Source organism: Delftia sp. WY8 (genome assembly GCF_018437695.1).
Classification (GTDB): domain Bacteria; phylum Pseudomonadota; class Gammaproteobacteria; order Burkholderiales; family Burkholderiaceae_C; genus Comamonas; species Comamonas tsuruhatensis.
This window is the reverse complement of the sequence record NZ_CP049795.1, coordinates 5007650-5034018: the sequence shown is the minus strand read 5'-3', so window position 1 is coordinate 5034018 and position 26369 is coordinate 5007650. Positions and strand designations below refer to the sequence as shown.

Sequence of the window (26369 nt, the reverse complement as noted above, 5' to 3'; positions counted from 1 at the left end):
CGCGAGGGCTCAGGAATTTTCGAGGACGATGCCCTCGATCAGGTTGGCCACGTCCTCGCAGCGGTCGGTCACCGTCTCCAGCAGCTCGTAGATGGCCTTGAGCTTGATGACTTCGCGCACATCGGGCTCTTCGCGGAACAGCTTGCTCATGGCCGAGCGCATCACGCGGTCGGCGTCCGATTCGAGACGGTCGATTTCCTCGCAGGTCTTCATCGCCGCGTCCACCACCGAGGGATCGGAGATGCGCGACAGCAGCTTGACCGCATCGCGCAGCCGCTCGCAGCAGCGCACGCACAGGTCCGTCAGGCGCGTGATCTCTTCCGTCATGTGGCGCACGTCGTACAGCGCCATGGTCTCGGCCGAGTCCTGGATCAGGTCGGCCACGTCGTCCATGGTGTTGATCAGCGAGTGGATGTGCTCGCGGTCCAGCGGCGTGATGAAGGTCTTGTGCAGCGCCTTGGTGACGTCGTGCGTCACGCGGTCTGCGGCACGCTCGGCGTTGTTCACGTCCTCGTTGTACTTCTCGCGAAGATGAGGATCGTTGTAGTTGGCGACAAGCTGCGAGAAGGCATGCGCGGCTTCGACGATGCGATCGGCATGCTGGTTGAACATCTCGAAAAAATTGCCTTCGCGCGGCAATAACTTGCCAAAAAGCATGAATGCTCCTTACCGGGAAACAGGGGGAACCAGGCGACTCACTGCGTCACATTGCGGATGCTTGGCATGGCTTCCCGGCTTGAACGGGGCGAAGTGTACTCTTGAGTCCCAGGCGCGTTTTTGCGCGCCGGCGCGCCGCCCTGTCAGCCGCTGCGAAAAATAAAGTACACCGCACCCACCATGCACAGCCCGGCCCAGAGGAAGTCCCATTTGAGCGGCTGGTTCAGGTAGAGCACGGCAAAGGGCGCGAACACCGCCAGCGTGATCACCTCCTGGACGATCTTGAGCTGCGCCACGCTGAACTGCGTGTGGCCTATGCGGTTGGCGGGCACCTGCAGCAGGTACTCGAACAGCGCGATGCCCCAGCTGACAAGGGCTGCCACGTACCAGGGCGACGAGGCGTGGTTCTTCAGGTGGCCATACCAGGCGAAGGTCATGAAGACATTGCTCATGGCCAGCAGGACCACGGTCTGCAGCCCGACGGGGATGTGTTGGAGCCAGTTCATGTGATGTGCAGCCCGACGCGGGGAAACCCAAATTATCGCGTCCGGCACTGGGCAGGGCGGATTTTCGATTTCTTTCCAAAAATTGCCTTTTTGCGCGAATTTCCTCGAATAACCCATTCCATCGCACAAATACGCAAAGTCTCGCATCGATCGACGCTTGATGAATCTTCATCAAATCGTCATATTTTTGCCATATCCCGTCAGTGGCACGGGGCATTCCATCCATCCCCGCGCTCACGGCAGCCGTGGCGCTCACTCGCCCAGATAGGCAGCCCGCACGCGCGGGTCGCTGAGCAGGGTCTGGCCGGGCCCCGTCATGGTGATCAGGCCGGACTCCATCACATAGCCGCGATCGGCCAGCGCCAGCGCACGGCTGGCATTTTGCTCGACCAGCACAAGGGTCACGCCCAGGCCGTGCACGTCGCTCACCACCTCGAAGATCTTGTCCACCATGATGGGCGACAGGCCCATGGAGGGCTCGTCCAGCAGCAGCACCTTGGGCTGGCTCATCAGCGCGCGCGCCATGGCCAGCATCTGCTGCTCGCCACCCGACATGGTGCCGGCCAGCTGGTCGCGGCGCTCCTTCAGCCGCGGGAAGATGCCGAACATGCGCTCGATGTCGGCGGCAATGCCGGCCTTGTCGTTGCGCGTGTAGGCGCCCATGAGCAGGTTCTCGGTGATGGTCATGCGCGCGAACACGCCGCGCCCTTCGGGCACCATGACCAGGCCCTGGGCCACCAGATCCCAGGCGCCCACGCCCCGGATGCTGCGGCCCAGGTAGTGCACGTCGCCGTCCGCCATCTGCAGGCTGCGCGTGACGGCCTTCATGGTGGTGGTCTTGCCGGCACCGTTGGAGCCGATCAGCGAGACCAGCTCGCCCTGGCGCACCTCGAAGTCCACGCCCTTGACGGCCTGAATGCCGCCATAGGCCACCTTCAGGCCCTCGACCTTCAGCAGCACCGGAGGGGACACGCCCTTGTCTTGCTCTTGCTCGCCCATGGTTCAGTGTCCTCCCGTGCCCAGATAGGCTTCGATCACCTTGTCGTTCTTCTGCACCTCGGCCGGCGTGCCTTCGGCAATGGGCTTGCCATAGTCGAGCACGGTGACGCGGTCGCACAGGCCCATGACCAGCTTCACGTCGTGCTCGATCAGCAAGATGGTGCGCTGGTCGCGGCGGATGCGGTCGATCAGCTCGCGCAGCTGCACCTTCTCGGTGGCATTCATGCCGGCGGCAGGCTCGTCCAGCGCGATCAGCTGCGGGTCGGTGGCCAGGGCGCGGGCGATTTCCAGGCGCCGCTGGTCGCCGTAGCTCAGCGTGCGGGCCTTGAAGTCCGCGTACTTGGAGATGCCCACGTAGTCCAGCAATTCACGGGCGCGCGCGCGGATGGCGGCCTCCTCGGCCTTGAAGCCGCGCGTGCGCAGCACCGCGCCGATCAGGCCCGAGTGCGTGCGCACATGGCGCCCGACCATCACGTTCTCCAGCGCCGTCATCTCGGCAAACAGCCGGATGTTCTGGAAGGTGCGCGCAATGCCGGCCTTGGCCACCTTGTGCACGGCCGTGGGCTCGTAGGCCTTGCCGGCCAGCTCGAAACTGCCGCTGTCGGGCGTGTACAGGCCCGTGATCACGTTGAAGAAGGTGGTCTTGCCCGCGCCATTGGGTCCGATCAGTCCGTAGACCTGGCCCCGGCCAATTGTCATGCCCACATCGGACAGCGCCTGCAGCCCGCCGAAGCGTTTGGAAATGCCCGAAACCCTGAGCACTGGAGCGCTGGAGCTGTTGTCTGCCGTATTCGCCATCTGCGTTGTCTCCATGCTCAGGACTGGTGCGGCAGGTTCTTGCCATGCTCGGGCGACGGCCACAGGCCGCGCGGACGCATCAGCATGATGACGATCATGGCCAGCGCGATCAGCAGCTGGCGCAGGATGGAGGCATCGAGCCGCCCATCGGTCATCTGCTGCAGGGGACCGGCCACATAGCGCAGCACCTCGGGCAACGCCGACAGCAGCACCGCACCCAGGATCACGCCGGGCAGATGGCCCAGGCCGCCGAGCACCACCATGGCCACGATCATGATGGACTCCATGAGGCTGAACGACTCGGGCGAGACGAAGCCCTGGAAGGCCGCGAACATGGCGCCCGAGACACCGCCAAAAGAGGCGCCCATGCCGAAAGCCAGCAGCTTCATGTTGCGCGTGTTGATGCCCATGGCCTTGGCGGCGATCTCATCCTCGCGGATGGCCATCCAGGCGCGGCCTATGCGCGAGTCCTGCAGGCGCCAGCAGATCACGATGCTGACCAGCACCAGGAAGAGGAACAGGTAGTAGTACAGCGTGACCGAGCTGATGTCGTAGCCGAAGATCTCCTGGCGCTTGGCCAGGTCCAGCCCCAGGATCTTGACCGAGTCGATCTGGCCTATGCCTTTGGGGCCATTGGTGATGTTGACCGGCTGGTCCAGGTTGTTCATGAAGATGCGGATGATCTCGCCGAAGCCCAGCGTGACGATGGCCAGGTAGTCCCCGCGCAGCTTGAGCACCGGAATGCCCAGCAAAATCCCCGTGATGGCCGCCAGCAGCGCCGCCAGCGGTATCACCAGCCAGATGGAGGTATGCAGCCCGTCCGGGAACATGGCGGCAAAGCCCTCGAAGGTCTCCGCCAGATGCGGCGAGGCCATCAGCGCGAACATGTAGGCGCCCACGGCGTAGAACGCCACATAGCCCAGGTCCAGCAGGCCCGCGTAGCCCACCACCACGTTCAGGCCCAGTGCCAGCAGCACATAGAGCAGCGCCAGGTCGGCGATGCGCACCCAGGCATTGCCGAAATACTGCAGCACCAGCGGCAGCACCAGCAGCGCCAGGCCACCCAGGATCCATTGCACGGTCTTCTTGCTGTTCATGCGTCTCTCCTCAGGCGCGGTCGGCCACTCGCTCACCCAGCAGGCCCGAGGGGCGCAGCGTCAGGATGATGATGAGCACGATGAAGGCGAAGATGTCGGTGTAGTGGCTGCCCAGCACGCCGCCCGTGAGATCACCGATGTAGCCCGAGCCAATGGACTCGATCAGCCCCAGCAGCATGGCGCCGACCACGGCGCCTGCCAGGTTGCCGATGCCGCCGAACACGGCCGCCGTGAAGGCCTTGAGCCCCGGCAGAAAGCCCATGGTGTGGTGGGCCGTGCCGTAGTTGGAGGCATACATGATGCCCGCGATGGCCGCCAGCACGGCGCCGATGATGAAGGTGGCAGAGATCACCATGTCAGGCTTGACGCCCATCAAGGCCGCCACGCGCGGATTCTCGGCCGTGGCCCGCATGGCGCGCCCGAGCTTGGTGTAGTTGACCAGGTAGGTCAGCGCAGCCAGCGCAATCGCCGTGACCACCAGCACCAGGATCTGGGTGGGCGTGATCACCGCCGTGCCGATCTCGAAGGGCGTGCTCGGCAGCAGCGTGGGATAGGCCTTGTAGTTGGGCTTCCAGATGATCATGGCCAGCGTCTGCAGCAGCAGCGAGACGCCGATGGCCGTGATCAGGGGCGCCAGGCGCGGGCTGCTGCGCAGGCGCCGGTAGGCCACTTTCTCGATCACGAAATTCAGTGCGGCGGCCACCACGCAGGCGATCACCGTCGCCAGCAGCAGGATCAGCCAGCCCGGTGCGCCCGGCATGGCCTCCTGCATCAGGCCTATGCAGCTCCAGCTGGTCAGCGCCCCGACCATGAGCACCTCGCCATGGGCGAAGTTGATGAGCTGGATGATGCCGTACACCATGGTGTAGCCCAGGGCGATCAGGGCATACATGCTGCCCAGGACCAATCCGTTGATGACCTGCTGAAGCAGTATGTCCATATGCGCTCTCCCCTTTTGCTCAGGATGGAGACATTCAGCGTGCCTCGCATCCAAACGAACGGAGCCAGCAATGCCATGGTGGTGGAAGCTCTCCTGCCGCATCCCGGCTTGTGATCAGGAAGCCGCAGGGGATGGGCGATTCTAGGCACCCCCCGGTGGCCTGCAACGCCTTGTTGCAGCGGGGTTTCCCGAGGCTTTACAAGCCACGCGCTCTTATGTAGCACTGCAGCAATTTGCCGCAGCCAGCATGAACTCCTACCATCAACGGCAGTGCCGCCGGCAAGCGGTGGCCACGGAGAACCCCGATGAAATACCACGGCAGCTGCCACTGCGGCGGCATCGCTTTCGATGTGGAAGGCGAACTCACCCAGGTCATGGCCTGCAACTGCTCCATCTGCGCGCGCAAGGGCACCCTCATGTGGTTCGTGCCCCGCGAACAGCTGCAGCTGAGCACGCCCGAGGAGCAGATGCGCTCCTACACCTTCCACCGGCATCTGATCCAGCACCGCTTCTGCCCGACCTGCGGCATCCACCCTTTCGGCGAAGCCACCGATCCCAAGGGCCGGCACATGGCGGCCGTCAACGTGCGCTGCCTGGAAGGCGTGGATGCCGAAGCCTTGCGCATCACGCGCTACGACGGACGGTCGGCCTGAAGCTGGCTTCAGGCCCGCAGCGCTTCTTCCTCCACATCGCGCAGGCGGTCCTTGCCGAAGTAGATCTCGTCGCCAACAAAAAAGGTGGGCGATCCGAAAGCGCCACGGTGGAAGGCCTGCTCGGTATTTGCCAGCAGCCGGGCCTTGACTTCGGGCGTCTGGCTTGCGGCGATCAGGGCTGGGGCGTCCAGACCCGCCCCGGACAGCTCGGTGCCGATCACCTGGGCATCGTCCATCTTGCAGCCCTTCTCCCACATGCTGGAGAACACCGCATCGACATAGCGCTCGAAGCAGCCCATGTCCTGGGCGGCCACGGCCCCACGCATGATCTGCAGGGTGTTCACGGGAAAGTGAGGATTCATCCGGAAACGCGTGAGGCTGTGCCTGTGTACGAAGCGCTGCAGCTCCAGCGCCTCATAGGCGCGCTTGTTGGGAATGTCGGCATTGGCCTCGGCCGGGGAGCGGTTGTTGGCCAGCTTGAACAGGCCTCCCAGCAGGACAGGCACATATTCGAAGCGGATGCCGCTGCGCGCCTCGATCCGGGGAATGACCTGGTGGCAGAGATAGGCGTTGGGGCTGCCGAAGTCGAAGAGAAATTGCACCTTGGTGTTCATGGCGTGGCCTGCGGGAGTGGGAGGAAGTGACGATGCGATAAGGCAAGGCGGCTCACCACGGCTCCATCCAGGGACGGATCTCGGTCTCGTGCGTCCAGGCGTCGCGCGACTGCTGGTGCAGTTGCCAGTAGAGGTCGGCAATGTGCTCGGGATTGAGGATGCCGCCCTGCTCCTTGAGGGCATAGCGCTCGGGGAAATTGCTGCGGATGAATTCGGTGTCTATGGCGCCGTCGATCACGGGATGGGCCACATGGATGCCCTTGGGCCAGAGTTCGCGCGCCATGCTCTGCGCCAGGGCGCGCAGGCCGTGCTTGGCACCGGCAAACGCGGCAAAGCCCTCGCGCCCGCGCAGGCTGGCCGTGGCGCCCGTGAAGATGATGGTGCCCCGGCCGCGCGGCAGCATCACCCTGGCCGCCTCCCGCCCCATCAGAAAGCCGGCGAAGCAGGCCATCTCCCAGACCTTGAAGTAGACGCGCGCCGTGGTTTCGGTGATGCCGAAGCGCACATTGGCGCCGATGTTGAAGACGGCGACCTCGATGGGTGCGATCTCGGCCTCGATCTTCTGCACCAGGGCCACCATTTCCTCTTCCTTGCGCGCGTCGCTGCCAAAACCATGGGCTTCACCCCCTGCGGCGCGGATCTGCTCGACCAGCGGCTGGAGTTTGTCGGCATCGCGGCGGGTGACGCAGGCGATATAGCCTTCGCGCGCAAAGCGCCGGGCAATCGCCCCGCCCGTGGCGTCACCGGCACCGATGACGAGGATGGCTTTCTTGTCGGTCATGGAATCTCCGTGGATGAAGAAGTAAGTTCATTTTTTGAACTTTATGCACGGTAGGTTTAAAATCTGAACCCGTCAAGCGGGGAACTGCCCAATGAAATGGAACGAACTGGAAGAGGAGCGCTGCTCCATCGCACGCACGGTCTCGGTCATCGGTGACCGCTGGACGCTGCTGGTGCTGCGCGACTGCTTTCTGGGAGTGCGCCGCTTCGATGAATTCCTGGGGCGCCTGGGCATTTCACGCCCTATGCTGTCGGACAGGCTGGCCAGGCTGGTCGAGGCCGGCGTGCTCAAGAAGGTGGCCTACCAGGAGGCGCCGGTGCGGCACGAGTACCGCCTCACGTCCAAGGGACTGGACCTGCATCCCGTGGTCATGGCCATCGTGCACTGGGGCGATGTGCACATGTCCGGCGAGGAAGGCCGGCCCCTGCTGCACCGGCATTCGGTGTGCGGCCACACGTTCGATCCCCTGATCGTCTGCTCGCACTGCCACGCTCCCTTGCACGCGCGGGATGTGACGGTCGAGCCCGGCCCGGGCGCCTAGCCCTGGCTCCAGCCCCGGCCTGCTCTCACGGGATTCGGCTATGCGCCGCCGCCGCCAGCCTCTTCATCCCACTTGCGCAGCACGGCCAGCTTCTCGCCGATCTTGATCTCCAGGCCCCGTGGCACGGGCTGGTACCAGCCCGGCTCCGCAATGCCCTCGGGCAGATAGGTCTCGCCGGCCGCGTAGGCGTTGGGCTCGTCGTGCGCGTAGCGGTATTCATGGCCGTAGCCCAGCTCCTTCATGAGCTTGGTGGGCGCGTTGCGCAGGTGCACGGGCACCTCGCGGCTCCTGTCCTGCTTCACGAAGGCCCGGGCCTTGTTGTAGGCGTTGTAGCCGGCGTTGCTCTTGGGAGCCATGGCCAGGTAGATGACGGCCTGGCCCAGGGCCAGCTCGCCTTCGGGACTGCCCAGGCGCTCGTAGGTCAGGGCCGCATCGTTGGCGATCTGCATGGCGCGCGGATCGGCCAGGCCTATGTCTTCCCAGGCCATGCGCACGATGCGCCGCGACAGGTAGCGCGCATCGGCGCCGCCGTCGAGCATTCGGGTGAGCCAGTAGAGCGCCGCATCGGGATGGGAGCCGCGCACGGACTTGTGCAGGGCCGAGATCTGGTCGTAGAAGTTGTCGCCCCCCTTGTCGAAGCGCCTGGCATTCAAGGTCAGCGCGTTCTGCACGAATTCGGCATCGATCCGGGTGACGCCTGCAGCGCCCGCCGCAGTCTGGCATTGCTCCAGCAGGTTCAGGAACCGCCGGGCGTCGCCATCGGCATAGCCGATGATGGTGTCCCGCGCCAGGTCGTCGAACTGCAGGCCGCCAAGGGCCTTTTCCTGCGCACGCTGCAGCAGTTGCCTGAGCTCTTCGTCGGTCAGGGACTGCAGCACATAGACCTGTGCGCGCGACAGCAGGGCCGAGTTCACCTCGAAGGACGGATTCTCCGTGGTGGCGCCGATGAAGGTCACCAGGCCGCTTTCCGCATAGGGCAGCAGCGCATCCTGCTGGGATTTGTTGAAGCGGTGGATCTCGTCCACGAAGAGGATGGTGTGCCGGCCCATGGCCAGGTTCTGCTGCGCCTGCTCCATGGCGGCGCGGATGTCCTTGACCCCGGAGAACACCGCCGACAGCGCAATGAACTCGCACTTGAAGGCAGTGGCCGTGAGCCGGGCCAGCGTGGTCTTGCCCACGCCGGGTGGCCCCCAGAAGATCATGGAATGCGGCTTGCCCGACTGGAAGGCCAGGCGCAGCGGCTTGCCTTCGCCCAGCAGGTGGGACTGGCCCACGACCTCGTCCAGGGTCTTGGGCCGCAGGGCTTCGGCCAGTGGTGCGGAGGGCTCCTGGGTGAACAGATCAGCCATGGGGCAGCTCTCTCGAAGGCCGCTCCCCGCACGCGAGGTGCGGTAGCCCGTGTTGCGGATTCTTCGCCAAGGGGAACAGATGCAGTTGCAGAACCATGGCGCCATTGTCCACGCCATGGCTGGCGCAGGTGCGCCAGGCCTTGATGCCTGATGTCGGCCGTGGACTGAAACTCCTGATCTTCAGACGGGAATATGGCCATCGCCTCCAGGCATGTCACTGAAACGACATGGATTGTTTGCATGCACCCCATCAAGAGCAATCACTGACATTTCACACCTGCTTCGGGCCGCAGCCCTAAAATGCTGCCCTTTGCGGAGCCGGCCGCGCGATCCACGCGCGACCTTCGGGCCTGCGTCATCGCAGCCTTCCAACCCGCGCCTCCCTCCGTTTACGGAACCGCCTGCCATGCGGCAATGCGGTGCCTTTTCATTTCTGCATCCATGCAAACACTCAAGACCAGGGACCTGATCGCCCTAGGCTTCATGACCTTTGCGCTGTTCCTCGGCGCGGGCAACATCATCTTTCCGCCCATGGTCGGCCAGGGCGCCGGCGAACACGCGGCCGCCGCGGCCACGGGCTTCCTGCTGACGGGCGTGGGCCTGCCTCTGCTCACGGTGGTCGCACTGGCGCGCGTGGGCGGCGGCATGGACGCACTGACCTCGCCCGTGGGCCGCAAGGCCGGAATGGTGCTGGGCCTGCTGATCTATCTCATCCTGGGGCCGCTGTTCGCCACGCCGCGCACGGCGACGGTGTCGTTCGAGATGGGCTTTGCGCCCTTCATGGGCCACAGCAGCACAGCCCTGTTCATCTACTCTGCCGTGTACTTCGCCCTGGTCATGGGCCTGTCCCTGTTCCCGGGCAAGCTGATCGACAACATCGGCAAGCTGATCACGCCCGTGTTGATCCTGGCGCTGGTGGTGCTGGGCGCCGCCGCCGTGCTGCTGCCGGCCGGGGAGGCCACCAGGGCCAGTGGCGACTACCTGGTGTCGCCGCTGACCGAAGGTTTCCTGGAGGGCTACCAGACCATGGACGCGCTGGGGGCGCTGGCCTTCGGCATCGTCATCGTCAACGCCATCCGTGACCGCGGCATCTCCGATACCGGCCTGCAGACGCGCTACGCCATCGTCGCGGGTGTGATCGCCGCCGTCGGACTGGGCATGGTGTATCTGTCGCTGATCCATCTGGGCGCCACCAGCCAGTCCATCGCCCCGCAGGCACAGACCGGCGTGCTCATCCTCACGCGCTATGTGGATCACACCTTCGGCCCCATCGGCAGCCTGCTGCTGGCCGTGGTGATCTCCCTGGCCTGCCTGACCACGGCCGTGGGCCTGGTCAGTGCCTGCGGCGCCTACTTCAGCCAAATGCTGCGCCTGCCCTACCGTGCAGTGGTGGTGGCCATCGGCCTGGCCTGCATTCTGGTGTCCAACCAGGGCCTGGCCCAGCTGATCGCCGTATCCGGACCCGTGCTCGTGGGCATCTACCCGCTGGCCATCGCCCTGGTGGTGCTGAGCCTGCTGTCTGGCCTGTGGCGCAATGCGCAGCGGGTGTTCGCACCGGTGCTGGCCGTGGCCCTGTTGTTTGGTCTCATCGATGCAGCCAGGGCTGCCGGCTGGCAGGACTGGCTGCCCGCGTTCCTGAACAGCCTGCCGGGCAACGGCATGGGCTGGGCCCTGCCCGTGGCCGCGACCCTGGTGCTGGCCGCCCTCCACGACCGGCTGCGCCCTGCGCCCGCCGCCGCGTTCAAGCCGTCCTGAACCTCGACATGAGTTCGACCAGCTGATGGGCCTGCTTGCGCAGGCTCTCGGCGGCCGAACTGGTCTGCTCCACCAGCGCGGCGTTCTGCTGGGTGCCTTCCTCGATGCGGACGATGGCGCTGTTGACATGGCTCACGCCCGCGCTCTGTTCGCCGCTGGAATGGCTGATGGCGCCGATCATGCGCGAGACCTTGGCAATCGCCTCCTGCACCGAGGCCATGGTCGCGCCCGCACTGTCCACCTCCTGGGCGCCCAGGGCCACGCGCTGGGCGTTGGCCTGGATCAGGTCGCGGATCTCCCGCGCCGCACCCGAGCTGCGCTGGGCCAGCGTGCGCACCTCGGCGGCCACCACCGCAAAGCCCCGGCCCTGCTCGCCGGCCCGTGCGGCCTCCACGGCCGCGTTGAGCGCAAGAATGTTGGTCTGGAAGGCAATGCCGTCGATCACCTCGATGATGCTGACCACGCGTTCGGACGCATCCTGGATGCTGCGCATGGTGCCCACGACGGCCGAGATGGCATCGCCGCCGCGCGTGGCAATGTCGCTGGCGGACGAAGCCAGCAGGTTGGCCTTCTCTGCGTGATCGGCATTGCCGCGCACGGTGGAGTCGAGCTGGTCCATGGAGGATGCCGTCATCTGCAGGGCCGACGCCTGCTGCTCGGTGCGCTGGGCCAGGTCGCTGTTGCCCGCTGCGATCTGCGAGCTGGCGGATGCCACCTGCTCCGCATTGCCGCGCACTTCCACGACGATGCTGCGCAGCTGTTCCTGCATGGCGCCCAGCGCCCGCAGCAGCTGGCCCAGCTCGTCGCGGCCGCCGCTCGCTATGGCATTGGTCAGATGGCCACGGGCCACGTTCTCGGCCAGCCGGACCGCGCTGCGCAGCGGTGCCACCACGGCGCGGGTGATGAGCCAGCCAATGGCCACGCCGGCCACGGCCGCCACCAGCATCAGCGCCAGGCTCAATTCCGTGGCGCGCCTGCCGCTGCTGTACGCATCGTCGGCCACGGACTTGCTCTGGGCAGCGATGCCTGCCTTGAGTTGGGACAGCAGCTCGGCCGGCTCGCGGTCCACGCCGCGCACGGCCATGTCGCCCACGGAGGGGTCGAAGCCCGTGGCCTCGAACTTGTCCAGGCCCACGCGATAGCCCTCGGCCATCTTGCGGTGCTGTGCCACAAAGCGCTGGGCCATCTCGCGCAGGGCGGTGTCTTCCACCAGGGCCAGCAAGGCGGTGGTCTTGTCCTGCACGGCGCGCTCATCGGACAGAAAGCCCTTCCAGTGCCGCTCGCGCAGCGCGTTGTCCGAGCCGCGCAGCAGCACGTTCTTCCATTCCTGGACCTGGGTCTTGAAGTGGCCTTCCACTTCTGCGGCAAGGCGCTCTGCGGCCATGTGGCGCTGTACGTCGCCGTGAAAGACGCCAAGGGATTGATGGGCCGACCAGAGGCCGAAGAATCCGGCGGCCAGGGTGAATAGCAGCGCCATGGCAATGGCGAGCGGCAACTTGCGACTGAGGTTCATAAAGACATGCGAGAGCCGGCCAGCATGTCCTCGAAGGGACGTCGAAACAGTCGCTGGCCGCAGGCCGCTATTGTCCCGGCGATATTAGGCAAAACCATTACAAAACCTCACAAACTGCGCACCGCAGCGTGTGAGGTTCTTGAAGGGCCGCCCTGTGCAGCGGTGGATTACTGCTTGAGCACGTCGGCGCCCGCAGGCACCTTGAACTCGAAGGTCGAGGCCGGCAGGGATGCCTGGGTCTGCAGCTTGCTGAAGCGGATCAGCGAACGCTGGCCAAAGCTGTCGAGGATGTCCAGCGCCGAAAGCTGCCCATCGGCTGCAAAGCCCACGCGCACGCTCTTGAGCTGGCCGTTCCTGTCCTTGGGGCTGGCCTGGACCCATTGCAGGCCATCCTGCTCGGGCGCGGACTGCAGATCGAAGTCGGCGCTCAACGCCTTGAGATCGCTGGCCGACGCCAGGATGGCGGCAGGCGTGCTGCCCAGGGCCTGGGCCTGCGCGCGCTGCGTGACCTGGTTGAGGTCGGCGTCATAGAGCCACAGCGTCTTGCCGTCGGCCACGATGGTCTGCTCGAACGGCTTGGTGTAGACGAACCTGAACTTGCCGGGACGCTGGAATTCGAATTGGCCGCTGGAGTTCTTGGTGCGCGGCGGCTGGCCATCCTTGGACGGGGCCGTGACGGCCTGGGTGAATTCGGCGCGGCCGGCCTGGGAATTCTTCATGAAGGCTTCCAGGCTCTTGAGGCCATCGGCCCACGAGGCCGTCGCGCTTGCCGCGATCACAACTGCAGTCAACAGACGTTTCATTCTTTCTCCATGATTGCGAAATGCGGGCTCATTCCCCGGCGCGCGCCGGCACCAGCACCTCGCGCTGCCCGCTGGCCGTGAGACCGCTGACCAGGCCCGCCTTTTCCATATCTTCCAGCAGGCGGGCCGAGCGGTTGTAACCAATCCTGAGCTTGCGCTGCACATACGAGATGCTGGCCTTGCGGTCCTTGAGCACCACTTCCACGGCCTGGTCGTACATGGGATCCTTCTCGCCGTTGCCGCCGTCGCCGGACTCCGCGCCGAACTCGCTGTCGCCCTCGGCCGTGACGCCTTCGAGCACGCCTTCGATGTAGTCGGCCTCGCCCTGCTCCTTGAGGTAGCCCACGACGCGGTGCACTTCCTCGTCGGACACAAAGGCGCCGTGCACGCGCACGGGCAAGCCCGTGCCGCTGGCCATGTAGAGCATGTCGCCCATGCCAAGCAGGGACTCGGCACCCATCTGGTCGAGCACGGTGCGGCTGTCGATCTTGCTGCTGACCTGGAAGGCGATGCGCGTGGGAATGTTGGCCTTGATCAGGCCGGTGATCACGTCCACGCTGGGGCGCTGGGTGGCCAGGATCAGGTGGATGCCGGCCGCGCGGGCCTTCTGGGCCAGGCGCGCGATCAGCTCCTCGATCTTCTTGCCGACCACCATCATCAGGTCGGCCAGCTCGTCGATGACGATGACGATGTGCGGCAGGCGCTGCAGCGGCTCGGGCTCCTCGGGCGTGAGGCTGAAGGGGTTGGGAATCGATTCCTCGCGCGCCTTGGCCTCGTCGATCTTGGTGTTGTAGCCCGCCAGATTGCGCACGCCCAGCTTGCTCATGAGCTTGTAGCGGCGCTCCATCTCGGCCACGCACCAGTTCAGGCCATTGGCGGCCTGCTTCATGTCGGTGACCACGGGGCACAGCAGGTGAGGAATGCCTTCGTAGACCGACATTTCCAGCATCTTGGGGTCGATCATCAGCAGGCGCACATCGCGCGCCTCGGCCTTGTACAGCAGCGACAGGATCATGGCGTTGATCCCCACCGACTTGCCCGAACCCGTGGTGCCGGCGACCAGCACGTGCGGCATCTTGGCCAGATCGGCCACCACCGGGTTGCCCACGATGTCCTTGCCCAGGCCCATGGTCAGCATGCTCTTGGCGTCGTGGTAGACCTGCGAGCCCAGCACCTCGGACAGGCGGATGGACTGGCGCTTGGCATTGGGCAGCTCCAGCGCCATGAAGTTCTTGCCGGGGATCGTCTCGATCACGCGGATGGACACCAGGGACAGCGAGCGCGCCAGATCCTTGGCCAGGTTCACGATCTGCGAACCCTTGACACCCGTGGCCGGTTCGATCTCGTAGCGCGTGATCACGGGGCCGGGCATGGCGGCCACCACATGCACTTCCACGCCAAAATCCTTGAGGCGCTTTTCGATCAGCCGGCTGGTCATCTCCAGCGTCTCGGGCGAGACGCTTTCCTGGCGCTGCTGCGCCGCATCGAGCAGGTCCACCTGGGGCAGCTTGCTGTCGGGCAATTCGGAGAACAGCGGCTTCTGGCGCTCCTTGACCACGCGCACGCTGGGGGCTGCCGCCTCCTGCAGCACGGGCTCGATGATCTGCACGGGCTGCGGGTGCTGCACGGCGCTTTCCGTGCGCTCTTCCTGCAACACCTCTTCGCGCTCGCGCGCGGCACGGCGGCCTGCGGCCTCGTCCCGGGCCTTCTCGCGGCGCGCGAAGAGGAAATGCACCCATCCATCCAGGCGTGCGCCCATGGATTCGGCCAGATGCCCCCAGGAAAAGCGGAACACCATGGCCAGGCCGATCACGGCCACGCAGATGCCGATCAGGCCCGAACCCATGAAGCCCAGCCATTGCAGGCTGTGGTAGCCCAGCATGTAGCCAAAGACGCCGCCGGCAGGGCCTGGCAGCACGCTCTCGAAGCGGTACAGCCGCGTCCATTCCAGCGCGCAGCTTGCGCCCAGCAGCAGCAGCAGGCCACCCCAGAAACGCAGGCGCCGGCGCCACAGCGGCGGCAGTTGCACGCCATCGCGGGGCACGCCGCCCCGCAGCCAGCGGGCGAAGGAAGACATCCAGGTCTGCACCGAGGCCAGCACCAGCCACCAGACCGACATGCCGAAGCCGAAATAGCAGGCGTCGGCCAGCCAGGCTCCGACGCGGCCCATCCAGTTGGCGACCAGGCGCGCGTGTCCCACCCCGGAGGTGGACCACGCTGGATCCTGGGGCGAGTAGCTGAGCATGGAGGCAAGCCAGAACACCAGGGCCAGCAGCCCCGCCAACAGCAGCATTTCATGGCCGAAGCGCGCCACCATGCCGGGGCGCGCCGCAGACTTGGATTTGCCCTTGGCGGATGTGGAAGCGTTCAGAGCGTTCAATGAGTAGGTCATACGCAGGCGGGAGCTTACCCCAGCCCCCTCGGGCTGGCCGCAAAAACAGCCAGGACGGCCTGCTAGCGTAATGCAAGCACTTGCAACAGAACATGACGCCGCAGCATGACGGCGCCATGTCGATCATTTTTGACAATCCGGGCCATTGATCCGCATGGCAACGGGAACCCGGCTGCGGAGCGATACTCCATGGCTGTGCCCGATGTATCTTTTTTCTGCACGCCGACTGCCGGCGTGCGCCTTTTTCAAGAACTGCATCCATGTCTTCTACGCAACACGCCAAAGTCCTGATCCTCGGCTCCGGCCCTGCCGGCTACACGGCCGCCATCTACGCCGCGCGCGCCAACCTCAACCCGCTGCTGGTGACCGGCATGGCCCAGGGTGGCCAGCTGATGACGACGACGGAAGTGGACAACTGGCCTGCGGACGTGAACGGCGTACAGGGCCCCGAACTGATGCAGCGCTTCCTGGAGCACGCAGAGCGCTTCAAGACCCAGGTGGTGTTCGACCACATCCACAGCGTCGATTTCTCCAAGCGCCCCTTCACGCTGACCGGCGACTCCGGCACCTATACCTGCGACAGCCTGATCATCGCCACGGGCGCCTCGGCCAAGTACCTGGGCCTGCCCTCCGAAGAGGCCTTCATGGGCCGCGGCGTCTCGGGCTGCGCCACCTGCGACGGTTTCTTCTACCGCGAGCAGCCCGTGTGCGTGGTCGGCGGCGGCAACACCGCCGTCGAGGAAGCCCTGTACCTGTCCAACATCGCCAGCAAGGTCACCCTGGTGCACCGCCGCGACAAGTTCAAGGCCGAGCCCATCCTCGTGGACAAGCTCATGGACAAGGTCCGTGCCGGCAAGATCGAACTCAAGACCCACTTCGTGCTCGACGAGGTGCTGGGCGACCAGTCCGGCGTGACCGGCATCCGCATCAAGAGCACCCAGGATGGCCATGCCGAGGACATCCAGCTGCAGGGCTGCTTCATCGCCATCGGCCATGCGCCCAACACCGAGATCTTCAAGGGCCACCTGGAGATGGACGAGACCGGCTACATCATCACCCAGGGCGGCCTCAAGGGCTTCGCCACCCAGACCAGCGTGCCCGGCGTGTTCGCGGCCGGCGACGTGCAGGACCATGTCTACCGCCAGGCCATCACCAGCGCCGGCACGGGCTGCATGGCCGCACTGGACGCCCAGCGCTTCCTGGAGCAGGAATAAGCGGGAAGCCATCCCGCCCGCCCTGCCCTCGTGCAGGGCGGCAAAAGCCCCTGGCTGCCGCCGTGATTGGCTGGCCCAGGGGCTTTTCTCATGAAGACGCTATAATCCGTGGCTTTGCTGAATTTGAAGCGCGCCTTGCTTGCATGGCCAGGACACTTTCAGCGATGGGGTTACCGCCACCCTTTATGGCGAGGTGAGGTTGCCGGCAGGCCCTGCAGCAAATGCAGGGCATCAGCGTCGGCGGCTGTACAACTATCGGAGTGTCCTCATGGCACGCGTATGTGAAGTAACGGGCAAGAAGCCCATGGTGGGAAACAACGTTTCCCACGCCAACAACAAGACCAAGCGTCGTTTCCTGCCCAACCTGCAATACCGCCGTTTCTGGGTTGAGAGCGAAAACCGTTGGGTGCGCCTGCGCGTTTCCAGCGCTGCTCTGCGCCTGATCGACAAGAACGGTATCGACTCCGTGCTCGCAGACCTGCGTGCCCGTGGCCAAGCCTAAATCCCTCAAGGAGAAACACCATGGCTGCTAAAGGCGGACGCGAAAAGATCAAGCTGGAATCCACTGCAGGAACCGGCCACTTCTACACCACGACCAAGAACAAGAAGACAATGCCCGAGAAGATGGCGATCATGAAGTTTGATCCCAAGGCTCGCAAGCACGTCACGTACAAGGAAATCAAGCTGAAGTAATTCAGCCTGTCCCTGGTACCGACAAAGAAACCGCCCAGCGCAAGCCCGGCGGTTTTTTTGCGTCCCTCACCCGTGGCGCGCGGGCTGGCCCAGCTGCGCGCAGGCCATGGCGCCGAGATCGCGGCAGGCCTGCTCGACCACGCCATCCACGGGCAGGGTGCAGCCCAGGCGCATGCAGTGCTCGTAGCGGCCCGAGTTGGAGAACATGCTGCCCGGCGCCGTGCGTATGCCGCGCGCCAGCGCCTGCGTGAACAGCGCGGACGTGGACACGCCAGCCGGAAGCTCCAGCCACAGGCTGAGCCCGCCGGGCGGCAGGCTCAGCCGCGTTCCCAACGGGAAAAAGCGCGCCACCAGCTGCGCCATGCCCTCGCGCTGGCGCCGCAGCTGCTGCTTCAGGCGCTGCAGATTGCGCAGATGCGCGGGCGAGCCCACGCAGGCGGCCGCCAGCAACTGGGCCAGGGTCTGGGTCCCCCGGCTGCGCGCGAACTTGAGCATCTGCACACGGCCATGCCACTGGCCGGCGTTCATCCAGCCCTGGCGCAGGCCTGGCGCCATGCTCTTGTTGAAGGCCTCGCAATAGATCACATGTCCCGGCAGGCGGTCCCAGGCCTTGATGGGGCGCACGGGCTGGCTGCTTTCCACGAACAGGCCGTAGGAGTCGTCCTCGATCAGCGCCACGCCGTGGGCGGCGCACAGCTCGACCAGTCTGGCCTTGTGTTCATCGGGAATGCGCGTGCCCAGCGGCATCTGCAGCTCGGGCACGACCACCACGGCCTTCAGCCGGGGCTGGGTCTGCAGGGCCAGCTCCAACGCCTCGATGGACAGGCCGGTGCGCGGGCTGCAGGGAATCTCCAGCGCCTGCATCTGCAAGGACTCCACCACCTGCAGCAGGCCGTAGTAGGTCGGCGACTCCACGGCCACCACATCCCCCGGCGAGGCCACGGCGGCCAGCGCCAGGCTCACGGCCTCGGAATTGCCCGTGGTCGCCAGCACATCGGCCGGTGCGACATGGATGCCCGCCGCCAGCGCGCGCCGCGCCATGGCCCGCTGGAAATCAGGGTGGCTGCCCATCATGGAACGCCCCAGCACCAGCAGATCGGGCTGCTCGCGCAGCAGCCGGGCAGCCGCCTGGTTCAGGTAGCCGCGATCGAACAGTTCCGGCGGCGGCGTGGCACCGCCCAGGTCCACCTGCACATCGGCCTGGCGGCCGCGCTCCAGCATGAGCGAGATGTGCTCATTGATGCCCGCAAAGTGCTGTTGTGGCAACGGCTGCACGGGCTGGCTCAGATCCGGTTCGCTGGCAGGCGCCAGCCCTGCAGGCCGGGCATCGCGCACGAAGTAGCCCACGCGCGGGCGGGCCTCGAGCTGGCCCAGATCCTCCAGATGCCGCAGCGTCTGCAGCGCCGTGGACAGGCTGACCTCGTGGCGGCGCATCAGCTCGCGCACGGAAGGCATGCGCTCGCCCGCCTTGAGCGTGCCCATCTCCATGGCCAGGCTGTAGTCGGCCGCCAGGCGGCGGTACAGGGTGGGGGCGGCGCTTGCGGCGGTCATGGGCAGGATGGAAAACGGCTGGGGATGGAAGTGCTTGACTGAGATCTTGCCTCAAGGCCCTGTTACGCAACAGATACAGATCATCAAGCCATGCAGCAGAACAGAACATGGACTGCCTGCACTGCTGCGGCGCAACAAACCATAGGCTGTGCCTGTGCCAAAGAGGGCCGAATGCCTACGCTTGGGGCCTGGAACTACAGGACAACGACCCATGCACAACGCCCACACCCGCTCTTTCGAACTGCGCCATCTCGCCCCCGGAAACGACCTGTATCTGTCCATGCAGGAGGGCTGCGAGCTGTTTTGCCGCCAGGGCAGCCTGGAAATCAGCGTCCCGCAGCAGGCCTGGGCCGATGCAGCGCCGGGGCTGACCCTCAGGCTGCAGCCGGGCCAGGGCTGGCGCGCAGGCGCGGACCTGCGGATAAGAGTCCGCTCCGTGTCCCAGGCCACGGCAGGTCTGGAACTGCAGCCGAACCCCGCAGCAAAAAGCCGCATCGCCTCCGAAGAGAAGATGCGGCCCCGGGAATGGACGCTTGCCGGCTGGCTTCGCAGCTTCAGGCGTGGGCAGCGCGCAGCTTGACCGAGAACTCCTTGAGCGCGGCAATGCCGCTGGCCTCGGCGCGATGGCACCAGGCCTGCAGATGGGCCGTCAGCTGCTCGCGCGACAGCGAGGTGTTGAGCCACAGCTGGCGCAGCTCCTCGCGCATGACCAGCATCTGGTCCAGCACGGGATGGGCGGCGCGCGCCTGGGCCAGCTGGTCCTGCGCCTGGGCGGGCACCTTGTCGGCATCGCGGTGCAGCCAGCGGCGCGCCGTCCTGAGCAAGGACAGGTCGGCCTGCTGCGCCTTGCGCTGCTTGAGCGCATCGAGTTCGAACTGCACGGCGGCACGCACGCCGCGCGCATAGCGAGCCATGACCTCGTAGCGGTTGGCGATCACGGCCTCCAGCGTCTTTTCGTCGGCCACAGGCTTGATGGCGCCCATGACCAGCCTGGGCGGCGTTTTCTTGACCTTGGCCCAGCCGACCGCCTGCATCGCCCGGATGTAGGCCCAGCCCACATCGAACTCATAGCGCTTGACCGAGAACTTGGCCGAGGTCGGATAGGTGTGGTGGTTGTTGTGCAGTTCCTCACCGCCGATGACCAGGCCCCAGGGCACGAGGTTGGTGCTGGCGTCCTGGGCCTCGAAGTTGCGGTAGCCCCAGAAATGGCCCAGGCCGTTGACCACGCCGGCAGCCCAGAACGGAATCCAGGCCATCTGCACGGCCCAGATGGTCAGTCCGATGGCGCCGAACAGCAGCACGTTGATGACCAGCATCAGAGAAGGACCCCAGATCGAATGCCGGCTGTAGAGATGACGCTCGATCCAGTCGTCGGGCGTGCCGTGGCCGAACTTCCTGAGCGTCTCGGCGTTCTTGGCCTCTTCGCGGTACAGCTCCGCGCCCTGGCGCATCACGGTATCCAGCCCGCGCGTTTGCGGGCTGTGGGGATCGTCCTCGGTTTCGCACTTGGCGTGGTGCTTGCGGTGGATGGCTACCCACTCCTTGGTGACCATGCCCGTGCCCAACCACAACCAGAACCGGAAGAAATGCGAGGGCACCGGCCCCAGGTCCAGCGAACGATGGGCCTGGCAGCGGTGCAGGAAGATGGTGACGCCCGCAATCGTGACGTGGGTGGTGACCAGGGCATACAGCAGCAGCTGCCACCACGACAGCTGCCACAGGCCATGGGCCATCCAGTCCAGGGCAATGTTCCAAACCGACGCGATATCCACAGACATGACCCAAGCCTTTGCCAAAGCCGGCGCCCAATGGCACCGATGCCTCAATTTTAGGCGAGCCCCCCGTGAAGGCGTTCGGCAATCTCCCGCGATTTACAGCTTATTGCGTCTGCAAGTTACGGCTTCCGGGTCCAAACGGCGGCGAAAAACCCGTCCGTCTCATGGCGCTGGGGCCACAGGCGCAGGTACTGCGTGCCGGTCTCGCCGCCGCTGCACAGCACATCGCCCCGCTCCACCTTGAGCTGGGCCAGAAGTTCTCCGGCATCCATGGCCACGAAGTCAGAGTGCTCCGCTGCAAAGGCGTCGGCGATGGCTTCGTTTTCCTGGGGCAGGACCGAACAGGTGGCATAGACCAGGCGCCCGCCCGGCTTGACCAGCCGCGCAGCACTGGCCAGGATGGCCGCCTGCTTTTGCGTGAGTTCCTCGATGGCCTTGGCCGACTGGCGCCACTTGAGGTCGGGGTTGCGGCGCAGCGTGCCCAGGCCCGAGCAGGGCGCATCGACCAGCACGCGGTCGATCTTTCCGGCCAGGCGCTTGACGCGGTCGTCGCGCTCATGGGCGATGGCCGCGGGGTGCACGTTCGACAGGCCCGAGCGCGCCAGGCGCGGCTTCAGGGCCTCGAGCCGGTGGCCCGAGACATCGAAGGCGTACAGACGCCCCGTGCTGCGCATCGAAGCACCAATGGCCAGGGTCTTGCCGCCTGCGCCTGCACAGAAATCGACCACCATTTCGCCGCGCTTGGCATCGAGCATCAGCGCCAGCAGTTGCGAGCCTTCGTCCTGCACCTCGATGGCACCGCGCGTGAAAGCGTCCATCCGGGCCAGCGCCGGCTTGCCCTGCACACGCAGGCCCCAGGGCGAGTAAGGTGTGGCTTCGGCGACGATGCCGGCATCGGCCAGTTCCTTTTGCACATCGGCACGCTTGGCGTTCAGCGCATTGACGCGCAGATCCAGCGGCGCGGCCTGTTCCATGCTCTGGGCAAAGGCCCAGAAGTCATCGCCCAGTTGCTGCTGTAGCGGCGCGACCAGCCATTCGGGAAGGTTGTGGCGGTGCGGCTCCATCAGTTCGTCGGGACGCACGGCCTCGCAGGCGTCCAGCCATTGCAGCTCCTGCGGCGACAGCGCGGCGCGCACGAAGCTGCGTGCGTCCTTGACACCTTGCTCGGTCTTGCCAGCCACGCGGGCCAGTGCCTCCTGGCTGTGGGCAAAGCCCAAAATGGCCAGCCTGCGTTCACGCGAGCCGCTGCCAGAACGCGCCAGGCTCTCAAAAAGCAGCTTCTTGCGCAGCACGGTGTAGGCGGTCTCGGCCAGCGCAGCGCGCTCGCGCGGGCCCAGGTTGCGGTTTTCACGGAAAAAGCGTGACACCACGGCGTCGGCCGGGTGTTCGAAAGTCAGGGTGCGCTTGACCAGTTCGGCGCAGGCGTCGAGAAGCTGTTTGGGATGCATGGCCGCGATTGTCCCACTGCCTTGCAAATCCGAGAGGGGCGCAGGTCGGAACCCGGAGCAACGCCGGGCTGGCACGGCTACCATGGCGCCCCATGACCGATGACGACCTGCCCCCTCTGATTGCCACGCCCCCGGGCCTGTACCGCCACTACAAGGGCGCTCCCTACGAGGTGCTTGCCACCGTGCGCCACAGCGAAACGCGCGAGTCCATGACCCTGTACCGCGCGCTCTACGGCGAGCGCGGCCTGTGGGTGCGGCCGGCCGCCATGTTCAACGAAACCGTGGTCATCAACGGCGTGGAGCAGCCCCGCTTTGCACGCTGCCCCGAAGTGGAGCAGCAGGCCTTTCAGAGCGAAGGCCTGTGAGCAGACCCTAGCCCCGCATCAACTGCGCCACGGCGCGCGGGTAGATGATGTGCTCCTGCACCAGCACGCGCGCGGCCAGTGCCTGGGCCGTGTCGCCGGGCAGCACGGGCACCACGGCCTGCTCCAGGATGGGCCCCACATCCAGCTCGGCCGTCACGCGGTGCACGGTGCAGCCGGCGAAGCGGCAGCCTGCATCGATGGCCCGCTGGTGCGTGTGCAGGCCCGTGAAGGCGGGCAGCAGCGAGGGGTGGATGTTGATCATGCGACCTTCGTAATGCGCAACGAAGCCCGGCGTGAGGATGCGCATGAAGCCGGCAAGCACGACCAGCGCGGGCGCGTGCCGGTCGATCACCTGGGCCAGCTCGGCGTCGAAGGCCTCGCGGCTGGGGAACGGGCGGTGGTCCAGCACCTCGGTGGAAATGCCCTGCTCGCGCGCGAAAACCAGGCCCGAAGCCTCGGCCTTGTTGCTGACCACGGCGGCCACGCGGGCGCCATAACGCCGCGCCCAGTCCTGTTGCTGCGAAGCACGCACAATGGCAGCCATGTTCGAGCCGCCGCCCGAGATCAGGATCACGATATTTTTCATGGGCGGCGATTGTCGCACCGCGGGCCGCGCGGCCTGCGCCAGCCCCGGCAAGGCCCATGGCCCTGCCGGGCCTTGTCACCTCTTGCCCTCAGACCCATGCCATTCGATCCCCGCTCCACCCCCTTGACCGCCGTCGAAGCCCGCGTGCTGGCCACCCTGATGGAGAAGGCGCGTACCGTGCCCGACAGCTACCCGCTCACGCTCAACGCACTGGTGACGGGCTGTAACCAGAAAAGCAGCCGCGATCCGGTGATGGAAGTCAGCGAGGGCGAAGCCCAGGAAGCGCTGGACAGCCTGCGCCTGCGCACCATGTCCGTGCAGATCAGCAGCGCACGCGCCACGCGCTGGGAACACAACTTCCCGCGCGGCGTGGGTGTGCCCGACCAGAGCGCCGTGCTGCTGTCCCTGCTGATGCTGCGCGGCCCGCAGACGGCTGGCGAGCTGCGCATCAACTCCGAGCGCTGGCACCGCTTTGCCGACATCTCCTCGGTCGAAGCCTTCCTGGAAGAGCTGCGCGAGCGCAGCGAGGAAAAAGGCGGCCCGCTGGTCGTCCTGCTGCCCCGCGCGCCCGGCGCGCGCGAACAACGCTGGGCCCACCTGCTGTGCGGCCCCGTGGACGTGAACGCGATCGCCTCGGCCCCTGCGGCAGCAGGCGCACGCGGCGATGCCCTGGCCCAGCGCGTGGTCGATCTGGAAGCCCAGGTACGCCAGCTGCAGGCACGTCTGGCACATGTCTACGCCCAGCTAGGACTGGAAGAACCCGATCAGCCTGCCTGATATCCGGCGGCCGTGAAGCCATCAGGGATTGCCATAGGTTGTCACGCCCTGGACAGTTCAAAAAAGAACGCGCGTGCTACAAAAGCCGGGATTGAAGGAGACACAGTCCATGGACCTGGCATTTACCCCTGAAGAACAGTCCTTTCGCGAGGAAGTCCGCGCCTGGGTGCGGGCCAACCTGCCCCAGGACATCGCGCACAAGGTGCGCCATTCGCTGCGCCTGACGCGCGACGACCTGCAGAACTGGGCCAAGATTCTTGGCAAGAAAGGCTGGCTGGGCTACGGCTGGCCCAAGCAGTTCGGCGGACCCGGCTGGAACGCCGTGCAAAAGCACCTGTTCGAGGAGGAATGTGCCCTGGCCTGCGCGCCGCGCATCATTCCCTTCGGCCCCGTGATGGTGGCGCCCGTGATCATGGCCTACGGCACGCCCGAGCAGCAGCAGCGCTTTCTGCCCGGCATTGCCAGCGGCGAAGTGTGGTGGAGCCAGGGCTACTCGGAGCCGGGCTCGGGCTCGGACCTGGCCAGCGTCAAGACCCGCGCCGAGCGCGTGGGCGACAAGTACATCGTCAACGGCCAGAAGACCTGGACCACGCTGGGCCAGTACGGCGAATGGATCTTCTGCCTGGTGCGCACCAGCAACGAGGGCAAGCCCCAGACCGGCATCAGCTTCCTGCTGGTGGACATGAAGAGCCCTGGCGTGACCGTGCGCCCGATCAAGCTGCTGGACGGCGAGTGCGAGGTCAACGAGGTCTTCTTCGACAATGTGGAAGTGCCGGCCGAGAACCTGATCGGCGAGGAGAACAAGGGCTGGACCTACGCCAAGCACCTGCTCAGCCACGAGCGTACCAACATCGCCGACGTGAACCGCGCCAAGCGCGAGCTGGAACGCCTCAAGCGCATCGCCAAGGCCGAAGGCGTCTATGAGGACCAGCGTTTCCGCGACGAGATCGCCAAGCTCGAAGTCGACGTGGTGGCGCTGGAGATGCTGGTGCTGCGCGTGCTGTCGGCCGAGAAATCGGGCAAGAACCCGCTGGACATCGCCGGCCTGCTCAAGATCAAGGGCAGTGAAATCCAGCAGCGCTACTCCGAGCTGATGATGCTGGCCGCAGGCCCCTTCAGCCTGCCCTTCATCGAAGAAGCCATGGAAGCCGGCTGGCAGGGCGACTTCCCCGGCGGCGTGGCGGACAACGCGCCGCTGGCGTCGACCTATTTCAACATGCGCAAGACGACGATCTACGGCGGCTCCAACGAGGTCCAGAGAAACATCGTCGCTCAGACGGTGCTGGGCTGATTTTGGCTGGAGTTTCGCTGACCCCAGAAGTGCGCCGGACGCGCTTCGATCAGCTTCGGGAGACAGAAAATGGACTTTGATTTTTCGGATGACCAGCAGCAACTGCGCGACGCGGTGCGCCGCTGGGTGGACAAGGGCTACACCTTCGAGCGCCGCCGCTCCATCGTCGAGGCGGGCGGCTTCTCGCGCGAGGCCTGGGGCGAGCTGGCCGAACTGGGCCTGACGGCACTGACCGTGCCCGAGGAGCACGGCGGCCTGGGCCAGGGCGCCACCGACGTGATGGTGGTGATGGAAGAGCTGGGCCGCGGCCTGGTGATGGAGCCGCTGGCACAGGCCTTCGTGGCATCCAGCGTGCTCGGCCAGCATGCCGACGCCACCGTGGCCGGCCAGTGGCTGCCGCGCGTGGCCAGCGGCGAGGCCCTGGTCGTGCTGGCACACCAGGAGCGCCAGGCCCGTTACCGGCTCGACGTCTGCGCGGCCACGGCCGGCAAGAGCGGCGGCGGCTACACGGTGGATGCCACCAAGAGCGTGGTGCCCGCAGGCGACGCGGCCGATGCCTTCCTGGTGCCGGCCCAGCTGGACGGCAAGATCGCCCTCTTCCTGGTGGAACGCAGCGCCAGCGGCGTCAGCACCCAGGGCTACCGGACCCAGGATGGCAGCCGCGCCGCCGAGCTGCGCTGCCAGACGACCCCCGCCACGCTGGTGACGACCGATGGCCTGGCCGCCCTGACGCTGGCCCAGGACGTGGCCAACGCCGCCCTGTGCGCCGAAGGCGTGGGCGCCATGGAGCAGACACTGAAGCTCACCACCGAGTACATGAACCAGCGCAAGCAGTTCAACACGGTGATCGCCAGCTTCCAGGCCCTGCGCCACCGCGTGGCGGACATGAAGATGCAGCTGGAGCTGGCCCGCTCCATGAGCTACTACGCCAGCCTCAAGATGAACACGCCCGAGGCCGAGCGCCACGTGGCCATCGCGCGCGCCAAGGTCCAGCTGGGCCAGTCGCTGCGCTATGTGGGCCAGCAGTCGGTGCAGCTGCACGGCGGCATCGGCGTGACCGACGAGTACGCAGGCAGCCACTACTTCAAGCGCCTGACGCAGATGGAGATGACGGGTGGGGACACGCTGCACCATCTGGGCATCGTGTCCGGGAAGATGCAGGACACGGCCGGCGTGTTTGCCTGAGCCTCGGGTCCCGCTTCAGACCACCAGGCCCCGCAGGAAACTGCGGGGCTTTTTCATGGGCTTTTCATGGGCTTTTCATGGGCCTT

27 protein-coding genes are annotated in these 26369 nt (G+C 65.9%); 11 read left to right on the top strand and 16 right to left on the bottom strand.

Going from position 1 to position 26369, the window contains the following annotated elements:
* Nucleotides 1-9: 9 nt before the first annotated feature.
* The 6 genes from G4D77_RS23140 to G4D77_RS23115 all read right to left on the bottom strand — a co-directional run bounded on the left by G4D77_RS23140 (nucleotide 10) and on the right by G4D77_RS23115 (nucleotide 4997).
* On the bottom strand, nucleotides 10-657 hold the full coding sequence (locus G4D77_RS23140; protein ID WP_016445778.1) for a DUF47 domain-containing protein: 648 nt from the start codon (nucleotides 655-657) through the stop codon (nucleotides 10-12).
* A 143-nt stretch (nucleotides 658-800) separates the two neighbouring features.
* On the bottom strand, nucleotides 801-1163 hold the full coding sequence (locus tag G4D77_RS23135; RefSeq protein WP_154833656.1) for a DMT family protein: 363 nt from the start codon (nucleotides 1161-1163) through the stop codon (nucleotides 801-803).
* 252 nt (nucleotides 1164-1415) lie between these two features.
* Nucleotides 1416-2162 carry an ABC transporter ATP-binding protein gene (locus G4D77_RS23130; RefSeq protein ID WP_016445776.1) on the bottom strand — a complete coding sequence of 249 codons (747 nt, stop codon included), beginning with the start codon at nucleotides 2160-2162 and terminating at the stop codon, nucleotides 1416-1418.
* Between the two features lie 3 nt (nucleotides 2163-2165).
* On the bottom strand, nucleotides 2166-2960 hold the full coding sequence (locus tag G4D77_RS23125; RefSeq protein ID WP_016445775.1) for an ABC transporter ATP-binding protein: 795 nt from the start codon (nucleotides 2958-2960) through the stop codon (nucleotides 2166-2168).
* 17 nt (nucleotides 2961-2977) lie between these two features.
* Nucleotides 2978-4057, bottom strand: a complete 1080-nt coding sequence (locus G4D77_RS23120; protein ID WP_016445774.1) for an ABC transporter permease subunit — start codon at nucleotides 4055-4057, stop codon at nucleotides 2978-2980.
* Nucleotides 4058-4067: 10 nt separating this feature from the next.
* Nucleotides 4068-4997, bottom strand: coding sequence for a branched-chain amino acid ABC transporter permease (locus G4D77_RS23115; RefSeq protein WP_016445773.1), 930 nt, complete (start codon nucleotides 4995-4997; stop codon nucleotides 4068-4070).
* Between the two features lie 305 nt (nucleotides 4998-5302).
* Here G4D77_RS23115 and G4D77_RS23110 point away from each other — a divergent pair, with 305 nt between their 5' ends.
* Nucleotides 5303-5650, top strand: coding sequence for a GFA family protein (locus tag G4D77_RS23110; RefSeq protein WP_154833655.1), 348 nt, complete (start codon nucleotides 5303-5305; stop codon nucleotides 5648-5650).
* 8 nt (nucleotides 5651-5658) lie between these two features.
* On the opposite strand, the gene G4D77_RS23105 is transcribed toward G4D77_RS23110, so the two are convergent.
* Entirely contained in the window at nucleotides 5659-6264 is a 606-nt protein-coding gene (locus G4D77_RS23105) for a 2-hydroxychromene-2-carboxylate isomerase (protein WP_016445771.1), read from the bottom strand.
* A 52-nt stretch (nucleotides 6265-6316) separates the two neighbouring features.
* The gene (locus tag G4D77_RS23100) at nucleotides 6317-7045 is read right to left on the bottom strand and encodes an SDR family oxidoreductase (RefSeq protein ID WP_154833654.1); all 729 of its coding nucleotides are present in this window, start codon (nucleotides 7043-7045) and stop codon (nucleotides 6317-6319) included.
* 91 nt (nucleotides 7046-7136) lie between these two features.
* Here G4D77_RS23100 and G4D77_RS23095 point away from each other — a divergent pair, with 91 nt between their 5' ends.
* Nucleotides 7137-7586, top strand: a complete 450-nt coding sequence (locus G4D77_RS23095) for a winged helix-turn-helix transcriptional regulator (RefSeq protein WP_016445769.1) — start codon at nucleotides 7137-7139, stop codon at nucleotides 7584-7586.
* Nucleotides 7587-7624: 38 nt separating this feature from the next.
* Here G4D77_RS23095 and G4D77_RS23090 read toward each other — a convergent pair whose 3' ends face one another.
* The gene (locus G4D77_RS23090) at nucleotides 7625-8935 is read right to left on the bottom strand and encodes a replication-associated recombination protein A (protein ID WP_016445768.1); all 1311 of its coding nucleotides are present in this window, start codon (nucleotides 8933-8935) and stop codon (nucleotides 7625-7627) included.
* A gap of 441 nt (nucleotides 8936-9376) precedes the next feature.
* Here G4D77_RS23090 and brnQ point away from each other — a divergent pair, with 441 nt between their 5' ends.
* Entirely contained in the window at nucleotides 9377-10690 is a 1314-nt protein-coding gene (gene brnQ, locus G4D77_RS23085; RefSeq protein WP_016451105.1) for a branched-chain amino acid transport system II carrier protein, read from the top strand.
* Here the strand turns inward: brnQ and G4D77_RS23080 are convergent.
* From G4D77_RS23080 to G4D77_RS23070, 3 genes are all read right to left on the bottom strand, one after another.
* Nucleotides 10677-12203, bottom strand: coding sequence for a methyl-accepting chemotaxis protein (locus G4D77_RS23080; protein ID WP_154833652.1), 1527 nt, complete (start codon nucleotides 12201-12203; stop codon nucleotides 10677-10679). The two genes, brnQ and G4D77_RS23080, sit on opposite strands and share 14 nt — an antisense overlap.
* Before the next feature lie 167 nt (nucleotides 12204-12370).
* Nucleotides 12371-13006, bottom strand: a complete 636-nt coding sequence (gene lolA / locus G4D77_RS23075; protein ID WP_047217411.1) for an outer membrane lipoprotein periplasmic chaperone LolA — start codon at nucleotides 13004-13006, stop codon at nucleotides 12371-12373.
* A gap of 28 nt (nucleotides 13007-13034) precedes the next feature.
* Nucleotides 13035-15398, bottom strand: coding sequence for a DNA translocase FtsK (locus G4D77_RS23070; protein WP_154833651.1), 2364 nt, complete (start codon nucleotides 15396-15398; stop codon nucleotides 13035-13037).
* Between the two features lie 260 nt (nucleotides 15399-15658).
* Here G4D77_RS23070 and trxB point away from each other — a divergent pair, with 260 nt between their 5' ends.
* The 3 genes from trxB to rpmG all read left to right on the top strand — a co-directional run bounded on the left by trxB (nucleotide 15659) and on the right by rpmG (nucleotide 17305).
* A complete protein-coding gene (gene trxB, locus G4D77_RS23065; protein ID WP_016445763.1) occupies nucleotides 15659-16612 on the top strand; it encodes a thioredoxin-disulfide reductase in 954 nt (317 codons plus the stop codon).
* A 268-nt stretch (nucleotides 16613-16880) separates the two neighbouring features.
* Nucleotides 16881-17114, top strand: coding sequence for a 50S ribosomal protein L28 (gene rpmB / locus G4D77_RS23060; RefSeq protein WP_012207163.1), 234 nt, complete (start codon nucleotides 16881-16883; stop codon nucleotides 17112-17114).
* Between the two features lie 20 nt (nucleotides 17115-17134).
* Complete coding sequence (gene rpmG, locus G4D77_RS23055; RefSeq protein ID WP_012207164.1) at nucleotides 17135-17305, top strand: 50S ribosomal protein L33; 171 nt, start codon at nucleotides 17135-17137, stop codon at nucleotides 17303-17305.
* Between the two features lie 66 nt (nucleotides 17306-17371).
* Here the strand turns inward: rpmG and G4D77_RS23050 are convergent, their stop codons facing one another.
* The gene (locus G4D77_RS23050) at nucleotides 17372-18856 is read right to left on the bottom strand and encodes an aminotransferase-like domain-containing protein (protein WP_016445762.1); all 1485 of its coding nucleotides are present in this window, start codon (nucleotides 18854-18856) and stop codon (nucleotides 17372-17374) included.
* 211 nt (nucleotides 18857-19067) lie between these two features.
* Here G4D77_RS23050 and G4D77_RS23045 point away from each other — a divergent pair, with 211 nt between their 5' ends.
* A complete protein-coding gene (locus G4D77_RS23045) occupies nucleotides 19068-19436 on the top strand; it encodes a hypothetical protein (RefSeq protein ID WP_016445761.1) in 369 nt (122 codons plus the stop codon).
* On the opposite strand, the gene G4D77_RS23040 is transcribed toward G4D77_RS23045, so the two are convergent.
* Both G4D77_RS23040 and G4D77_RS23035 read right to left on the bottom strand, forming a co-directional pair.
* Complete coding sequence (locus G4D77_RS23040) at nucleotides 19411-20634, bottom strand: DesA family fatty acid desaturase (RefSeq protein WP_046238076.1); 1224 nt, start codon at nucleotides 20632-20634, stop codon at nucleotides 19411-19413. The two genes, G4D77_RS23045 and G4D77_RS23040, sit on opposite strands and share 26 nt — an antisense overlap.
* Before the next feature lie 116 nt (nucleotides 20635-20750).
* Nucleotides 20751-22079, bottom strand: coding sequence for an RsmB/NOP family class I SAM-dependent RNA methyltransferase (locus tag G4D77_RS23035; RefSeq protein ID WP_016445759.1), 1329 nt, complete (start codon nucleotides 22077-22079; stop codon nucleotides 20751-20753).
* Between the two features lie 92 nt (nucleotides 22080-22171).
* On the opposite strand from G4D77_RS23035, the gene G4D77_RS23030 reads away from it, so the two are divergent.
* Nucleotides 22172-22444: a DUF1653 domain-containing protein gene (locus tag G4D77_RS23030; protein WP_016445758.1), complete on the top strand. Its 273-nt coding sequence runs from the start codon at nucleotides 22172-22174 to the stop codon at nucleotides 22442-22444.
* A gap of 7 nt (nucleotides 22445-22451) precedes the next feature.
* Here the strand turns inward: G4D77_RS23030 and purN are convergent, their stop codons facing one another.
* Complete coding sequence (purN, locus tag G4D77_RS23025; RefSeq protein ID WP_034364124.1) at nucleotides 22452-23030, bottom strand: phosphoribosylglycinamide formyltransferase; 579 nt, start codon at nucleotides 23028-23030, stop codon at nucleotides 22452-22454.
* 96 nt (nucleotides 23031-23126) lie between these two features.
* On the opposite strand from purN, the gene G4D77_RS23020 reads away from it, so the two are divergent.
* The 3 genes from G4D77_RS23020 (at nucleotide 23127) to G4D77_RS23010 (ending at nucleotide 26283) form a co-directional block, all read left to right on the top strand.
* Nucleotides 23127-23807: a YceH family protein gene (locus tag G4D77_RS23020; protein ID WP_016445756.1), complete on the top strand. Its 681-nt coding sequence runs from the start codon at nucleotides 23127-23129 to the stop codon at nucleotides 23805-23807.
* A 109-nt stretch (nucleotides 23808-23916) separates the two neighbouring features.
* On the top strand, nucleotides 23917-25098 hold the full coding sequence (locus tag G4D77_RS23015) for an acyl-CoA dehydrogenase family protein (protein WP_017405188.1): 1182 nt from the start codon (nucleotides 23917-23919) through the stop codon (nucleotides 25096-25098).
* A 69-nt stretch (nucleotides 25099-25167) separates the two neighbouring features.
* The gene (locus G4D77_RS23010) at nucleotides 25168-26283 is read left to right on the top strand and encodes an acyl-CoA dehydrogenase family protein (RefSeq protein WP_154833649.1); all 1116 of its coding nucleotides are present in this window, start codon (nucleotides 25168-25170) and stop codon (nucleotides 26281-26283) included.
* Nucleotides 26284-26369: the final 86 nt, after the last annotated feature.

Excerpts from the sequence above, each read along its gene's own strand:
- G4D77_RS23140 (WP_016445778.1), bottom strand. The coding sequence starts at position 657 with ATGCTTTTTGGCAAGTTATTGCCGCGCGAAGGCAATTTTTTCGAGATG.
- G4D77_RS23105 (WP_016445771.1), bottom strand. The coding sequence starts at position 6,264 with ATGAACACCAAGGTGCAATTTCTCTTCGACTTCGGCAGCCCCAACGCC.
- rpmG (WP_012207164.1), top strand. The coding sequence starts at position 17,135 with ATGGCTGCTAAAGGCGGACGCGAAAAGATCAAGCTGGAATCCACTGCA.
- G4D77_RS23070 (WP_154833651.1), bottom strand. The coding sequence starts at position 15,398 with ATGACCTACTCATTGAACGCTCTGAACGCTTCCACATCCGCCAAGGGC.
- trxB (WP_016445763.1), top strand. The coding sequence starts at position 15,659 with ATGTCTTCTACGCAACACGCCAAAGTCCTGATCCTCGGCTCCGGCCCT.
- G4D77_RS23135 (WP_154833656.1), bottom strand. The coding sequence starts at position 1,163 with ATGAACTGGCTCCAACACATCCCCGTCGGGCTGCAGACCGTGGTCCTG.
- G4D77_RS23030 (WP_016445758.1), top strand. The coding sequence starts at position 22,172 with ATGACCGATGACGACCTGCCCCCTCTGATTGCCACGCCCCCGGGCCTG.
- G4D77_RS23115 (WP_016445773.1), bottom strand. The coding sequence starts at position 4,997 with ATGGACATACTGCTTCAGCAGGTCATCAACGGATTGGTCCTGGGCAGC.
- G4D77_RS23015 (WP_017405188.1), top strand. The coding sequence starts at position 23,917 with ATGGACCTGGCATTTACCCCTGAAGAACAGTCCTTTCGCGAGGAAGTC.
- G4D77_RS23095 (WP_016445769.1), top strand. The coding sequence starts at position 7,137 with ATGAAATGGAACGAACTGGAAGAGGAGCGCTGCTCCATCGCACGCACG.
- G4D77_RS23010 (WP_154833649.1), top strand. The coding sequence starts at position 25,168 with ATGGACTTTGATTTTTCGGATGACCAGCAGCAACTGCGCGACGCGGTG.
- G4D77_RS23090 (WP_016445768.1), bottom strand. The coding sequence starts at position 8,935 with ATGGCTGATCTGTTCACCCAGGAGCCCTCCGCACCACTGGCCGAAGCC.
- rpmB (WP_012207163.1), top strand. The coding sequence starts at position 16,881 with ATGGCACGCGTATGTGAAGTAACGGGCAAGAAGCCCATGGTGGGAAAC.
- G4D77_RS23125 (WP_016445775.1), bottom strand. The coding sequence starts at position 2,960 with ATGGCGAATACGGCAGACAACAGCTCCAGCGCTCCAGTGCTCAGGGTT.
- G4D77_RS23040 (WP_046238076.1), bottom strand. The coding sequence starts at position 20,634 with ATGTCTGTGGATATCGCGTCGGTTTGGAACATTGCCCTGGACTGGATG.
- G4D77_RS23050 (WP_016445762.1), bottom strand. The coding sequence starts at position 18,856 with ATGACCGCCGCAAGCGCCGCCCCCACCCTGTACCGCCGCCTGGCGGCC.
- G4D77_RS23020 (WP_016445756.1), top strand. The coding sequence starts at position 23,127 with ATGCCATTCGATCCCCGCTCCACCCCCTTGACCGCCGTCGAAGCCCGC.
- brnQ (WP_016451105.1), top strand. The coding sequence starts at position 9,377 with ATGCAAACACTCAAGACCAGGGACCTGATCGCCCTAGGCTTCATGACC.
- G4D77_RS23130 (WP_016445776.1), bottom strand. The coding sequence starts at position 2,162 with ATGGGCGAGCAAGAGCAAGACAAGGGCGTGTCCCCTCCGGTGCTGCTG.
- G4D77_RS23080 (WP_154833652.1), bottom strand. The coding sequence starts at position 12,203 with ATGAACCTCAGTCGCAAGTTGCCGCTCGCCATTGCCATGGCGCTGCTA.
- G4D77_RS23035 (WP_016445759.1), bottom strand. The coding sequence starts at position 22,079 with ATGCATCCCAAACAGCTTCTCGACGCCTGCGCCGAACTGGTCAAGCGC.
- G4D77_RS23045 (WP_016445761.1), top strand. The coding sequence starts at position 19,068 with ATGCACAACGCCCACACCCGCTCTTTCGAACTGCGCCATCTCGCCCCC.
- G4D77_RS23120 (WP_016445774.1), bottom strand. The coding sequence starts at position 4,057 with ATGAACAGCAAGAAGACCGTGCAATGGATCCTGGGTGGCCTGGCGCTG.
- G4D77_RS23110 (WP_154833655.1), top strand. The coding sequence starts at position 5,303 with ATGAAATACCACGGCAGCTGCCACTGCGGCGGCATCGCTTTCGATGTG.
- lolA (WP_047217411.1), bottom strand. The coding sequence starts at position 13,006 with ATGAAACGTCTGTTGACTGCAGTTGTGATCGCGGCAAGCGCGACGGCC.
- G4D77_RS23100 (WP_154833654.1), bottom strand. The coding sequence starts at position 7,045 with ATGACCGACAAGAAAGCCATCCTCGTCATCGGTGCCGGTGACGCCACG.
- purN (WP_034364124.1), bottom strand. The coding sequence starts at position 23,030 with ATGAAAAATATCGTGATCCTGATCTCGGGCGGCGGCTCGAACATGGCT.